This is a genomic window from Streptomyces endocoffeicus, from assembly GCF_016741935.1.
Taxonomy (GTDB): Bacteria; Actinomycetota; Actinomycetes; order Streptomycetales; family Streptomycetaceae; genus Streptomyces; species Streptomyces endocoffeicus.
Genome location: NZ_JAERRG010000013.1, coordinates 35,992 through 49,109 on the forward strand (window position 1 = coordinate 35,992; position 13,118 = coordinate 49,109).

Here is a 13,118-nt window from a genome sequence, read left to right on the forward strand (position 1 = left end):
GTCGGGCTCCGGCCGAGCGTTGACCGGGCTCTTGCCGGGCGTTGACCGGGCTCTTGTCGGGCGCTGACCGGGCTCCGGCCGGGCGCGCGCTCGGTGCCGGTCAGGCCGACGAGCCGCTGTCCACCACGAGATCCGTGCCGACCACGGCGCCCGCCGCCGGTGAGGCGAGGTAGAGCACGGCCGCCGCGATCTCGTCCGCCTCCGCCACCCGGCCCAACGGAGTCTCGCTCTTCGCCCGCTCGGCGCGGTCGGCCTCGGTCTCACCCGGCAGCAGTGACATGGGGCCGTCGGAGGCGCCGGGGCTGACCGCGTTGATCCGGACGCCCTGATGGATGTGGTCGAGCGCGGCGATCCGGGTCAGTGTGGCGACCGCCGCCTTGGAGGTGCTGTAGGCGCCGAGGCCCGAAACCCGCAGATGGGCGCCGAGGTTGGAGGAGACATTGACGATCGCCCCGCCGCCGTGCTCCTTCATGTGTGCGATCTGGTGCTTCATGGACAGCCAGACACCGGTGACATTGGTGTGCAGCACCGCCTCCCAGTCCTCCTCGCTGACCTCACCGACGGGCCCCTTGCCGCGCAGTATCCCGGCGTTGTTGACGGCGATGTCCAGTCCGCCGAAGCGGGCGACGGCGCTGTGCACCAGCTCCCGGAGCTGCCCGGAGTCGGTCACATCGGCGGTCACGGCGGTGGCCCGGCCATCGGCGGCCTCGATCAGGCGGACCGTCTCGGCCAGGGTGGACTCGGTGCGGCCCGCGGCCACCACGGAGGCGCCTTCGGCGGCGAAGGCGAGCGCGATGGCACGGCCGAGACCGGTGCCCGCTCCGGTGACGAGGGCGGTCTTTCCGGTGAAGCGGTTCACTGCGTGGCTCCTTGAGGAAGAGAGGAGGGATGGGAGGGACCGGACGGACGGCTCCGCTGGACGCGGAGGTTCAGGGCGGCGACGAGGGCGAGCGCGGCCCCTGTCGCGGTGAGGGAGACGGCATCGCTGCCGAAGGTGAGCACGATGGCGAAGACCACGGTCGGGCCGAGCTCCATCGCGGTGTTCAGCGCCCCGCCCGCGAGCCCGGTCCGCTCATGCGGCACCCCGTGGGTGGTGAGCACGGCGGCCCCGGCGAAGGACGCGGCGGCACCGGCCGGCAGCACCACCAGCCCCGGCAGCAGCGCTGAGGCGTACGGAGTGTGCGGGTCGAGTCCGGTGAGGGCGAGCAGCACCAGCCCGGCCCCGGCAGTGGCCAGCCCGGCGGTGGTGACCACGCGGGGGCCGAGGCGGGCTATCAGCGGCCCGGCCGCCCGCCCCGAGGTGAGCAGGGCGATGGCGAACGGCACAAAGGCGGCCGAGGTCCGCAGCGGCGACCAGTCACGGTCCTGCTGGAGATGGAGCGAGAGGGTCACAAAGGTCATCGCGGTCGCGCAGGCGCTGAACGCGATGGCCGCGAGGGCGAGCGCCCGCCGCCGGTCCAGCAGGAAGCGCGGCGGCAGCAGCGGATCGCCCGCCCGGCGCTCCGCGTACCAGAACGCGATGAGCAGCGCGGCCCCGATGAGCAGGGGCACCAGCACCCCGGCCGACGACCAGGGCAGGGCGTCGGTGGCCACGAGCCCATAGCTGGCGAGCGTGATTCCGGCCGTGGCCAGCAGCGCGCCCGGCAGATCGAGCGCCCGGCCCCGGCTCGGCGGGGTGTCCGGCAGCAGCCGGGGCGCGAGGACGAGGGCGGCCACGGCCACCGCCGGCGGCACGGCGAAGCTCCAGCGCCAGGACAGCAGCTCGGCTATGACGCCGGAGAGCAGATTGCCCGCGGTCGCGCCGAGCACGGAGAGCCCGCCCCAGGTCGCCATCGCCCTGCCGTAGGCGGCGGGAGCGGGGAAGACGGCGCGCAGCACGGTCATGGCGGCGGGTGCTGTCAGGGCCGCGCCCGCACCTTGGGCGAACCTGGCCGCGAGCAGGGTCCCGATACCGGGGGCGAACGGGGCGGCGGCCGAGGCGGCGGCGAAGAGGATGAGCCCGGCGGTGAGGGCCCGCCGCCCGCCGTAGCGGTCGGAGAGGCGCCCGCCGAAGAGCAGCAGCCCGGCGAAGGTCAGCCCGTAGGCGGCGCTGAGCAGGATCAGATCGGCCCGCTCCAGACCGAAGGCGCGGCCGATCTCGGGCAGCGGCACGGCGATCGCCGCGAGCGTGAAGATCAGGGTGACCTGGACAGAGCCGAGCAGGGCGAAGGCCCGGCGATGGTGGGTCGTGATGGTGGTGGAGTCTGTGTCTGTGTCTGTGTCTGCGTCTGTGCCGGTGTCGCACGGGGTGTCGGTGACGGTCATCTCTCCCCCAATATTTGACCGATCGTTTTAATATGAGGGCATGCGAATGGGCTCTGTGCGACTCCCGTGATCGTGGGAAATCAGTCCAGCAGTGCCAACGCCTGCTCCGCCGCGTCCCGCACCCGAGCCGGGTCGTCCGACGCCTTGCCGACCACCCGCAACCCCTGCATCAGCACGAACAGCATCCGCGCCAGCGCGCGGGGGTCGCGGTCCTCGGGGAGCTCCCCCTGGGCCTGGGCCCGTATCAGCGCGGAGTGCAGCGGGGTCTCCACATGGTCCCAGCTGATCTCCACCCGGCGGGCCGCCGCCGGGTCATGCGGGGCCAGCTCGGCCGCCGTGTTGGTCACCAGGCAGCCGGCCAGCCGCATCTCCGGGGAGGCGGCCTCCTCGGCGAAACGGCGCACCAGCGCCCGCACCGCGGGCAGCGCCGGACCGGGCTGGGACAACTCGGCCAGCAGGGACGGGTCGCGCGTCTCCGCATAGCGGTCCATGGCCTTCAGGTACAGCTCGTGCTTGCTGCCGAAGGTCGCGTAGATACTGGCGCGGCCGATGCCGAGATAGTCGACGAGGTCCGCCATCGAGGTCGCTTCGTAGCCGCGCTGCCAGAACAGCTCGAGAGCCGATTGCAGGGCGGCCTCTGGATCGAATTCCTTCGTTCTGGCCATGACCCAACCGTAGCACCTAACCAGAACGAGCGGTCAAGAACACTTTCGAGTGAAAGCCCGGGTGCGGAACGTATGTACGGGGCTGCGGGGCCGCGGGGCGACGGGGCTACCGGGCCCGGTAGGGGCCGGCCGACGCAGGGGGCGCTCCCCGTCGGCCGGCCCGCCAACCCGTGCAGCGGGCGGACCGCTTCTCAGGCCCCGCCGACCGCTGTCCGCAGGGCGAGCCGCTGCTCTCCCGCGTACACGTTCATCGAGGTGCCGCGGAGGAAGCCGACCAGGGTCAGCCCCGTCTCCGCCGCCAGATCCACCGCCAGCGAGGAGGGCGCCGACACCGCCGCCAGCACCGGGATCCCCGCCATCACGGCCTTCTGCGCCAGTTCGAACGAGGCGCGTCCCGAAACCATCAGCACCGACCCCGACAGCGGCAGCAGGCCCTGCTGGAGCGCCCGCCCCACCAGTTTGTCCACCGCGTTGTGCCGCCCCACGTCCTCCCGCAGGTCCAGCAGCTCACCGTTCGGGCTGAACAGCGCCGCCGCGTGCAGACCGCCGGTCCGGTCGAAGACGCGCTGCGCCGCGCGGAGCCGGTCCGGGAGCACGGAGAGCGTCTCCGGCTCGATCCGGACGGCGGAGCCCCCGGCGTCCTCGAGGCCGTCCGCCAGCGGCCAGCGCGCGGTCGTCCGCACCGCGTCCAGGCTGGCCTTGCCGCACAGACCGCAGGACGACGTCGTGTAGACATTGCGCTCGAGCGTGATGTCCGGGACCGGCACGCCCGGGGCCAGCGTCACATCCACCACGTTGTAGGTGTTGTAGCCGTCCTCGGTCGCGCCCGCGCAGTAGACGATGTTCGCCAGCTCGTCCGCGCGCCCGAGGACGCCCTCGCTCACCAGGAATCCGGCGGCGAGGGCGAAGTCGTCGCCCGGCGTGCGCATGGTGATGGCCAGTGGTTTCCCGTTCAGCCGGATCTCCAGCGGCTCCTCCGCCACGAGGGTGTCCGGCCTGGTGCTGACCGCCCCGTCCCGGATGCGGATGACGCGGCGTCGCTCGGTGACCCGTCCCATGTCGATCAGTCCCGGTTCTGTGCGTGGTTCTGTACGTGCTGGTATCCGAAACGGCCCTTGATGCACAGGTTCCCGTGCGTGACGGGATTGTCGTGCGGCGAGGTGACCTTCACGATCTCATTGTCCTGCACATGGAGGGTGAGATTGCAGCCCACACCACAGTAGGCGCACACTGTGGTCGTCTCCGTCTGGGCCGCCTCGTCCCACGTCCCGGCCGTCCGCATGTCGAACTCCGTCTTGAAGCTCAGCGCGCCGGTCGGGCACACTTCGATGCAGTTGCCGCAGTAGACGCACGCGGAGTCGGTGAGGGGCGCGTCGTGCTCGGTGGAGATCCGGGCGTCGAAGCCGCGGCCCGCGACCGCGATCGCGAAGGTGTTCTGCCACTGCTCACCACAGGCGTCCACGCATTTGTAGCAGAGGATGCATTTGTCGTAGTCGCGGACGTACAGGTCGTTGTCGACCTTCGGCTCCTCGTCCACCCGGGCCGCGTCCGCGCCGAAGCGGTCCGGCTCGGCCCCGTACTCCTCGATCCACTCGGCGGCGCGCGGGGTCGTGGACATATCGGTGGAGGAGGCCAGCAGCTCCAGGACGACCTTACGGCTGTGCCGGGCCCGCTCGGTGTCCGTACGCACCTCCATGCCCTGCTCCACCCGGCGGGAGCAGGCGGGGGCGAGGGTGCGGGCGCCCTCCACCTCCACCACGCACACCCGGCAGGCGTTCTTCGGAGTGAGCGTGTCGCCCTGGCACAGGGTCGGGATGTCCTTGCCCGCGGCGCGGCACGCGTCCAGCAGGGTGCTGCCCTCCGGGGCGCGGACCGGTTCGCCGTCCAGGGTGAGGTCGACCAGTCGGCGCGGGGGTCGCAGCGGTATCGAGGTCACTTGAAGGCTCCCAGGCGGTCGATGGCGGACTCCACGGCGTTCCAGGCGGTCTGGCCCAGACCGCAGATCGAGGCGTCCCGCATGGCCTGGCCGACCTCGCGCAGCAGCGCGATGTCCCCGGCCGCGGCGGCGCCCGTACGGTCCTTGAGCCGGTGCAGCGCCTCCTCCTGCCGTACGGTGCCCACCCGGCAGGGGACGCACTGGCCGCAGGACTCGTCGCGGAAGAACTCCGCGATGCGCAGCAGGATGCGGGGCAGCTCCACGCCGTCGTCCAGCACCAGCACCACCCCCGAGCCGAGCGTGGTGCCCGCGGCGCGCGTGCCCTCGAAGGTGAGCGGGACGTCCAGTTCGTCGGGGCGTACGAATCCGCCCGCGGCGCCGCCGAGCAGCACCGCGCGCAGGGTCTCGGGCGGCCCCGCGAGTTCCAGCAGCTCCCGCAGCGTCGCCCCGAACGGCAGCTCGTAGACGCCGGGCCGGGCGACCGTGCCGGAGACGCAGAACAGCTTGGTGCCGGTCGAGGTGTCGGTGCCGGTACGCGCGTACGCCTGTGCGCCCTCGGTCAGAATCGGCAACACATTGACCAGCGTCTCCACGTTGTTGACCGCGGTCGGCTTGCCGAACAGCCCCTTCTCGACCGGGAAGGGCGGTTTGCTGCGCGGTTCACCGCGCCGCCCCTCGATCGAGTTGAAGATCGCGGTCTCCTCGCCGCAGATGTACGCGCCCGCGCCGCGCCGGATCTCGATGTCGAACGCGAACCCCTGGCCCATGACGTCCTTACCGAGGAAGCCACGGGCCCGGGCCCGGTCGATGGCGGTGCGCAGCCGGCGCAGCGCCCGGGGGTACTCGCCGCGCAGATACAGATAGCCGCGGTGGGCCCCGGTGGCGTAGCCCGCGACGGTCATGGCCTCGATGAGGGCGTAGGGATCGCCCTCCATCAGGGCCCGGTCCTTGAAGGTGCCCGGTTCGCTCTCGTCGGCGTTGCAGACCAGATAGTGCGGATGGTCGGGCTGCTGGGCGGTGGCCGACCACTTCCGCCCGGTCGGGAACGCGGCCCCGCCCCGCCCGACCAGACCCGCCTCGGTCACCTCCCGGATCACCCCGGCGGGCCCGAGCGCGAACGCGCGCCGCAGGGCCGCGTATCCGCCGTGGGCACGGTAGTCGTCCAGCGACCCCGGGTCCACCACCCCGACCCGGCGCAGCAGCACCAGGCCGTCGGCGCCGGCCTGGGGGACCGCGGCCACCGCGGGCGGCTCGGCCGCCGCCGCGTGCGGCGCCGACGCCGCCTCGGCGACCGCCTCGGCGGTGGCGGGGGCGACGACCGCGGTCCGCGGGGCCTCGCCCGCGCGGATCACCAGGGCCGCCGGGGCGCGCTCGCACAGGCCCAGGCACGGGCTGGGCTGCCAGACGGCCCCGGACCCCGCCGAGCCCGCCGGGCCCACGTCCCGTTCGAGCTCCGCGCACACCTCGGCGGAGCCCCGGGCCGCGCACGCCAGATCCGTACAGACGTGGACGACGGTCGCCGGACGGGGTTTCACCGCGAACATCGCGTAGAAGGTCGCCACTCCGTAGCCCTCGGCCGGAGGGACCGTCAGCCGGCGGCACAGATAGTCCAGGCCGCCCTCGCTGATCCAGCCCACCCGGTCGTTGAGGGCGTGCAGCCCGGGCAGCAGCAGATCGCGCCGCTCCCGTGCCTCGCGGCCGCCGCGCGCCCAGCGCAGATCCGTGTCCGTACGGTCGTCCGCGCCCTCCCAGGCGGACTCGGGCGGGCCGAGCAGCGCGTCGACCGCCGCCCGCTCCTCGTCCGTGGGCTTGCTGTCACCGAATCGCAGATCCACGATCAGCTCCTTACGGCGGTCACGGGAATCTTCTCGATCCTTATGGCCGACGCCTTGAACTCCGCCGTCCCCGCGATGGGGCAGTTCGCCTCGATCGTCAGGGAGTTGGTGTCCACCTCGTCGGGGAAGTGCATGGTCATGAAGGCGAGCCCCGGCCGCAGCCCGGGATCGATCCACACCGGTGCCACCACCGAACCGCGCCGCGAGGAGACCCGCACCCGCTCCTCGGCCTCCACCCGGTAGCGGGCCGCGTCCTCCGGGCACAGCTCGATGTACTCGCCGCGCCGCAGCGGAGAGGCGAAACCCCCGCTCTGCACCCCGGTGTTGTACGAGTCCAGGCGCCGCCCCGTGGTGAGCCGGATCGGGAAGGCGTCATCGGTCAGATCGACCGGCGGATCGTGCTTCACCGGTCCGAAGGGGGCGAGCGGGCCGCGCAGCGCCGGATCGCTCTCCCACAGGCGGCTGTGCAGATAGGTGGGCTCGAGACGGTCGGTGCTGGGGCAGGGCCACTGGATGCCCTGGTGCTCCTCCAGCCGCTCATAGGTCATGCCGAAGTGGTCAGGGGAGACGTCGCGCAGCTCGTTCCAGACCTCCTCCGCGCCCTCGAACTTCCAGTCGTGGCCGAGCCGCCGCGCCAGCTCGCAGATGATGTCGATGTCCTCGCGCGCCTCGCCCGGCGGCTCCACGGCCTTCCGCACCCGCTGGACGCGCCGCTCGCTGTTGGTGGTGGTGCCCTCCGTCTCGCACCAGCCGGCGGTCGCCGGGAGCACCACATCGGCCAGCTCGGCGGTCCGGGTGAGGAAGATGTCCTGCACCACCAGGTGCTCCAGCGACTCCAGCCGCCGGACGGCCTGCTCGGTGTCGGCCTCGGACTGGGCCGGGTTCTCGCCGACGCAGTAGACGGCGCGCAGTTCGCCCGCCTCCATGGCCTCGAACATCTCGGTGAGGTTCAGTCCGTAGCGCGGCTGGATGACCACGTCCCAGGCGCGCTCGAACTTGGACCGGATGGGCGGGTCCAGGATGTCCTGGAAGCCGGGCAGCCGGTTGGGGATGGCGCCCATGTCGCCGCCGCCCTGCACGTTGTTCTGGCCGCGCAGCGGCTGGAGCCCGCTGCCGTACCGGCCGACATGGCCGGTCAGCAGGGAGAGGTTGATCAGCGCCCGGACGTTGTCGGTGCCGTTGTGGTGCTCGGTGATGCCGAGCGTCCAGCACAGCTGGGCGCGTTCGGCGGTGGCGTAGGCGTGCGCGAGATCGCGGATGGCGTCCGCCGGGACGCCGGTGACCTTCTCGGCGACGCTCGGCGTCCAGGGCTCCACATGGGCCGCGTACTCCTCGAAGCCGGTGGTCGCGCGCTCGATGAAGGACCGGTTGGCGAGCCCCGCGTGGATGATCTCGCGGCCCACGGCGTGGGCGAGCGGGATGTCGGTGCCCACGTTCAGCCCCAGCCAGCTCTCCGCCCATTCGGCGGTCGAGGTGCGGCGCGGATCGACGGCGTACATCCGGGCGCCGTTGTGGATGCCCTTGAGGACGTGATGGAAGAAGATCGGGTGCGCGAAGCGGGCGTTGGAGCCCCACATCACGATGAGGTCGGTGTCCTCGACCTCCGCGTACGACGAGGTGCCGCCGCCGGAGCCGAAGACGGCGGACAGCCCCGCGACGCTGGGCGCGTGGCAGGTGCGGTTGCAGGAGTCGACGTTGTTGGTGCCGATCACCACCCGGGTGAACTTCTGGGCGACGTAGTTCATCTCGTTGGTGGCGCGGGCGCAGGAGAACATGCCGAACGCGTCGGGCCCGTGGGCCGCCGTCACGGCCCGGAACCCGGCGGCGGCCCGGCTGAGCGCCTCGTCCCAGGAGGCGCGGCGGAGCTCTCCGCTCACCGAGTCCCGCACCAGGGGGTGGGTCAGTCGCGGGTACTGCTTCTGCTGTCGGTTGCGTTGGCGGTTACGGGCCACGACGGGCTCCTTACGGCGGTCACGCCGTCATGCGGCGTCCGGAAGACCGGCGCCGGTGCTGGTCGCCGCGAGCAGATCGGCGAGGGCGTGCACGGCGCGCAGGGTGGGTACGGGGGTGCCGGTGAGACCGGCGAGTTCGACGACGGCGGCGAGCAGTACGTCGAGTTCGAGCGGCTTGCCCTTCTCCAGGTCCTGGAGGGTCGAGGTCTTGTGGTCGCCGACGCGCTCGGCGCCGGCCAGCCGCCGTTCGATGGAGATGGCGGGGTGGCAGCCGACGGCGGCGGCGACGGCGAGCGTCTCCCGCATCATCGCCTCGACGAGCGCGCGGGTGTCGGAGTGGCGGCAGATCTGGCCCATGGTCGCGCGGGCGAGCGCGCTGATCGGGTTGAAGGAGATATTGCCGAGCAGCTTGATCCAGATGTCCTTGCGCAGATCGTGCTCGACAGGGCATTTGAGCCCGCCCGCGGACATCGCCTCGCTGAACTCGACGCAGCGCCGGGAGACGCTGCCGTCGGGCTCGCCGATGGAGAAGCGGGTGCCCTCCAAGTGGCGTACGACGCCGGGCGCTTCGATCTCGGTGGCCACGTAGACGACACAGCCGATCGCGCGTCTTCGGGGAAGCGTGGCCGAGACCGCGCCGCCCGGGTCGATGGATTCGATCCGGTGGCCGGCCAACGGGCCGTCGAGCCCGTGGAAATACCACCAGGGGATTCCGTTCTGGGCCGCGATGACGGCCGTACGGTCATGGAGCAGGGGGTGTACGAGCGGCCCGCACGCCGCGTACGAGGTGGCCTTCAGGCCCAGGAAGACGTAATCGACCGGGCCGATGTCGGCCGGATCGTCGGTGGCGGCCGGGTGCGCGGTGAAGCCGAGGTCCGGACGGTCGCTGCGCACTATCACGCCACCCGCCCGCAGCGCCGCCAGATGCGGCCCACGGGCGAGTAGATGGACCTCGGCGCCCGCGCGGTGCAGGGCGGCTCCGACGAAGGCGCCGATCGCACCGGCGCCGACTACTGCGACTTTCATGGTGGGACTCTCCGTTCGGTTGAGGGGACCGAGCGTGTGAGTATCGTCGACAGAATATTGAATACAGTATGCCCGAGAAGAGGGTCAAGGAGTCGGACGACACCTCAACCCTCTTCCGGTTTCCCGGTGATGGACCCTCGGACGGTGAAGACAGCTCGGACCGTGAAGAGCTCAGCCGGCGGAGCGAGGTCAGCCGACGGAGTGAGCTCAGCCGGTGAAGAGCTGGGTGGCCTTCCGGACGAGTTCGTAGACCCCGTACCCGAAGGGCAGCACCACCCAGGCCCAGACGGCCACGGTCAGCGCGGTGCGGTTCCTGGTGGGCTCGGTCATCGGTCCCCTCCCTTCTCGGCGGGCGCCGCCTCGGGCTCGGCCGCCGCGGGGGCCGGTTCGTGGAAGCGCGGATGGACCGGCCTTATCAGCTCGTTGGCGATGAAGCCGACGACCAGCAGCGCGATCATGATGGTGAGCGAGAGCGAGTACAGCCCGGGGCCGGTCTTCCCCGCCTCTTCCTGGTGGTCGGCCACCTTGTTGACGATGTACGGGCCGAGGACCCCGGCCACCGACCAGGCGGTGAGCAGCCGCCCGTGGATCGCGCCCACCTGATACGTGCCGAACAGGTCCTTCAGATACGCCGGAACGGTCGCGAAGCCGCCGCCGTAGAAGGAGAGGATCACCAGGGCGCACACCACGAACAGAGGCTTTGAGGAGTCCCCGAGCTGTGAGATGGCCAGATACATCAGCGCGCCCACGCCCAGATAGACCCGGTACATGTTCTTGCGTCCGATGAGGTCGGAGGTGGACGACCACAGCAGCCGCCCGGCCATGTTGGCCGCCGACAGCAGGGCGACGAAACCGGCCGCCGCGGTGACGGACACGGGGGTGTCGGTGTCCTTGAAATAGTCGCCGATCATGGGCGCGGCCTTCTCCAGGATGCCGATGCCCGCCGTCACGTTCATGCACAGCACCACCCACAGGAACCAGAACTGCGGGGTGCGGATGGCGTTGCGCGCGGAGACGTCGGCCGTGCTGATCATGTGCCCCTGCTCCTGCGGCGGCTCCCAGCCGGCGGGCCGCCAGCCCTCGGGCGGTACGCGCACCAGCAGCACGCCGAGGGTCATGAACACCGCGTAGGTCACGCCGTGGACCAGGAAGGTGGCGGCGATGCCGCCGTTGTCGGTGCCGAAGTGCTCCAGCAGCTTGCTGGACCAGGGCGAGGCGATCAGTGCCCCGCCGCCGAAGCCCATGATGGCGATGCCGGTGGCCATGCCGGGCCGGTCGGGGAACCACTTCATCAGCGTGGAGACGGGGGAGATGTAGCCGATGCCCAGCCCGATCCCGCCGATGAAGCCGTAGCCGAGGACCACCAGCCAGTACTGGCTGGTGGCGGCGCCGAGCGAGGCGACGAGGAAGCCGGAGGAGAAGCAGACGAGGGAGACGAACATCGCCCAGCGCGGGCCGTTGCGCTCCACGAGCGTGCCGCCGAAGGCGGCGGACAGGCCGAGCATCACGATGCCCAGCTGGAAGGGGAGCGCGCTGGCCGTGCCCGAGAGGTCCATCGAGGACTCCAGGGGCGGCTTGAACACGCTCCACGCGTAGGCCTGGCCGATGGAGAGGTGGACGGACAGGGCGGCGGGCGGCACCAGCCAGCGGCTCCAGCCCGGTGGGGCCAGAGTGCGCGAGCGATGGAGCGGGCCGACGCGATCATTGGTGAGCATGTGCCCGGACTTTAAGGATTCAACGAGTCGATGACTAGACGTCAAAGCGCCTGGGATGTGTCGGCGGCGTGGACGGGTTGGGTAAACTGTAGACAATAACCAATTCACGCATCCGTGAATCCGGACATCCGGTGAACAGCGAGCCAGAGGGGGCGCGATGCTGTCCAGAGGACTGCCGCAGGGCGCGATGCCGAAGCTGGAGCGGCCCGGGCCACTCCGTGAGCGCGTCTACGAGGCGCTGCTCGAACTCATCACCACCCGCGCCCTCCGCCCTGGCCAGCACCTTGTGGAGAGCGAGCTCGCCGGCCAGCTCGGCGTCTCCCGCCAGCCGGTGCGCGAGGCCCTCCAGCGGCTCAACACCGAGGGCTGGGTCGATCTGCGGCCCGCCCAGGGCGCGTTCGTCCACGAGCCCACCGAGGAGGAGGCCGATCAGCTCCTTACGGTACGCACGCTCCTCGAGGCCGAGGCCGCCCGGCTGGCCGCGGCCGGGGCCGACGAGACCGGCGTCGCCGCCCTGGAGGACCTGTGCGCGAAGGGCGAGCGCGCGGTCCTGGACGACGATGTGGACGGCGCGGTCGCGGCCAACGCCGAATTCCACGCCAAGGTGATGGAACTGGCCGGAAACGCGGTCCTGTCCGAACTGGCCGCCCAGGTGGACCGCAGGGTCCGCTGGTACTACACCCCGGTCGCCCGCCAGCGCGGCAAACAGTCCTGGATCGAGCACCGCGAGCTGATCGCGGCCATCACCGCGGGCGACCAACACGGCGCCACGGCCGTCATGCGCGCCCACACCGAACACACCCGCCGCACCTACCACGACCGCGAGCGTCCCTGACCCGATCCGGGGGTCCGCTGATCCGCCGGTCCTGTTACGGGTTGGGCGACCGGCTGTTACAGAGCGGTGGCGGGACTGTCGGTGCCCGGGGCCATACTGAGATGGGTCGGGCCTCCGACGCGGGGCCCGCTCGACGGAACCATGGCGACTACCCAACGGGGGTGGGTTCGTGAAGTTCGACATGGGCAGTTCCACGCTGTCAACGCTGACGTCCCAGACATCCGGATCGAGTGATGACCTGGGGGCGCTCATCCGCCAACTGATCGCCGCGGCACAGCCGCTGGAGGGCCGTTTCAACGGCTCGGGCAAGGCGGCGTTCGACCAGTTCAAGCAGAACGCGGACGAGATCACCGCGGCGCTCAACGGCTCGCTCCGGGACATCCTGGGCGGTCAGTCCGGGATGGACAAGGCATTCGGCAGCGGTGACGTGGAGTCGGCGGACAACGCGCGGCAGACCATGGCCGCGGCCAATTTCGACGCGGCCCGCTTCGGCGGCCGGTGAACACGGCGGGGGTGACGAGCGATGGGGAATCAGGATCGGCGCAGCTATGACACGGGGGCGTCGGGTGAGGTGCAGGGCAGCCTCGGCGTGGTGATCGGGCAGCTGGAGCGGGTGCTCACCGACCGGGACCGGGCCGTGAAGGCGGCCATGGCGGACTTCACCGCCGACGGTGTGGCGGACGAATACCACGGCAAGGAAGCGCGGTGGAACAAGGCCGCCGCCGAGGTGCGGCAGATCATCCAGCTGGTGAAGTCCACGCTGGAGAAGAACGACGGCACCGCCCAGCAGACGCTGTCCCGGGCCAAGGCCGCAGTGGACGCCATCGGCTGAACTCGCGCGACACCGCGC

The 13,118-nt window shown here is 71.3% G+C and carries 13 protein-coding genes; 3 read left to right on the top strand and 10 right to left on the bottom strand.

Annotated features, from left to right (window positions below; translation table 11 throughout):
• Positions 1 to 100 precede the first annotated feature (100 nt).
• From JK364_RS28850 to JK364_RS28890, 10 genes are all read right to left on the bottom strand, one after another.
• Positions 101 to 859: an SDR family NAD(P)-dependent oxidoreductase gene (locus JK364_RS28850; RefSeq protein WP_201854260.1), complete on the bottom strand. Its 759-nt coding sequence runs from the start codon at positions 857 to 859 to the stop codon at positions 101 to 103.
• Positions 856 to 2,304, bottom strand: a complete 1,449-nt coding sequence (locus JK364_RS28855; protein WP_201854261.1) for an MFS transporter — start codon at positions 2,302 to 2,304, stop codon at positions 856 to 858. The genes JK364_RS28850 and JK364_RS28855 overlap by 4 nt, the downstream gene beginning before the upstream one ends.
• An 80-nt stretch (positions 2,305 to 2,384) precedes the next feature.
• Complete coding sequence (locus tag JK364_RS28860; protein WP_201854262.1) at positions 2,385 to 2,969, bottom strand: TetR/AcrR family transcriptional regulator; 585 nt, start codon at positions 2,967 to 2,969, stop codon at positions 2,385 to 2,387.
• A gap of 191 nt (positions 2,970 to 3,160) precedes the next feature.
• Positions 3,161 to 4,027 (bottom strand): formate dehydrogenase accessory sulfurtransferase FdhD, encoded by an 867-nt coding sequence (gene fdhD / locus JK364_RS28865; protein WP_201854263.1) that lies wholly within the window; start codon positions 4,025 to 4,027, stop codon positions 3,161 to 3,163.
• 5 nt (positions 4,028 to 4,032) lie between these two features.
• Positions 4,033 to 4,905 carry a 2Fe-2S iron-sulfur cluster-binding protein gene (locus JK364_RS28870; protein WP_201854264.1) on the bottom strand — a complete coding sequence of 291 codons (873 nt, stop codon included), beginning with the start codon at positions 4,903 to 4,905 and terminating at the stop codon, positions 4,033 to 4,035.
• Entirely contained in the window at positions 4,902 to 6,740 is a 1,839-nt protein-coding gene (locus JK364_RS28875) for an NAD(P)H-dependent oxidoreductase subunit E (RefSeq protein ID WP_201854265.1), read from the bottom strand. Before JK364_RS28875 ends, JK364_RS28870 begins: the two co-directional genes overlap by 4 nt.
• 2 nt (positions 6,741 to 6,742) lie before the next feature.
• Positions 6,743 to 8,692 (bottom strand): molybdopterin oxidoreductase family protein, encoded by a 1,950-nt coding sequence (locus tag JK364_RS28880; RefSeq protein ID WP_201854266.1) that lies wholly within the window; start codon positions 8,690 to 8,692, stop codon positions 6,743 to 6,745.
• A 27-nt stretch (positions 8,693 to 8,719) separates the two neighbouring features.
• Positions 8,720 to 9,718, bottom strand: coding sequence for a 2-dehydropantoate 2-reductase (locus JK364_RS28885; RefSeq protein WP_201854267.1), 999 nt, complete (start codon positions 9,716 to 9,718; stop codon positions 8,720 to 8,722).
• 207 nt (positions 9,719 to 9,925) lie between these two features.
• Positions 9,926 to 10,048 (bottom strand): MFS transporter small subunit, encoded by a 123-nt coding sequence (locus tag JK364_RS57105; protein ID WP_269146307.1) that lies wholly within the window; start codon positions 10,046 to 10,048, stop codon positions 9,926 to 9,928.
• Positions 10,045 to 11,433 carry an L-lactate MFS transporter gene (locus JK364_RS28890; protein WP_201854268.1) on the bottom strand — a complete coding sequence of 463 codons (1,389 nt, stop codon included), beginning with the start codon at positions 11,431 to 11,433 and terminating at the stop codon, positions 10,045 to 10,047. Before JK364_RS28890 ends, JK364_RS57105 begins: the two co-directional genes overlap by 4 nt.
• Positions 11,434 to 11,590: 157 nt before the next feature.
• Here JK364_RS28890 and JK364_RS28895 point away from each other — a divergent pair, with 157 nt between their 5' ends.
• The 3 genes from JK364_RS28895 to JK364_RS28905 all read left to right on the top strand — a co-directional run bounded on the left by JK364_RS28895 (position 11,591) and on the right by JK364_RS28905 (position 13,100).
• Positions 11,591 to 12,268: a GntR family transcriptional regulator gene (locus JK364_RS28895; RefSeq protein ID WP_201854269.1), complete on the top strand. Its 678-nt coding sequence runs from the start codon at positions 11,591 to 11,593 to the stop codon at positions 12,266 to 12,268.
• A 169-nt stretch (positions 12,269 to 12,437) separates the two neighbouring features.
• Positions 12,438 to 12,770 (top strand): hypothetical protein, encoded by a 333-nt coding sequence (locus JK364_RS28900; RefSeq protein WP_201854270.1) that lies wholly within the window; start codon positions 12,438 to 12,440, stop codon positions 12,768 to 12,770.
• Between the two features lie 21 nt (positions 12,771 to 12,791).
• The gene (locus JK364_RS28905) at positions 12,792 to 13,100 is read left to right on the top strand and encodes a pore-forming ESAT-6 family protein (protein ID WP_201854271.1); all 309 of its coding nucleotides are present in this window, start codon (positions 12,792 to 12,794) and stop codon (positions 13,098 to 13,100) included.
• Positions 13,101 to 13,118 lie beyond the last annotated feature (18 nt).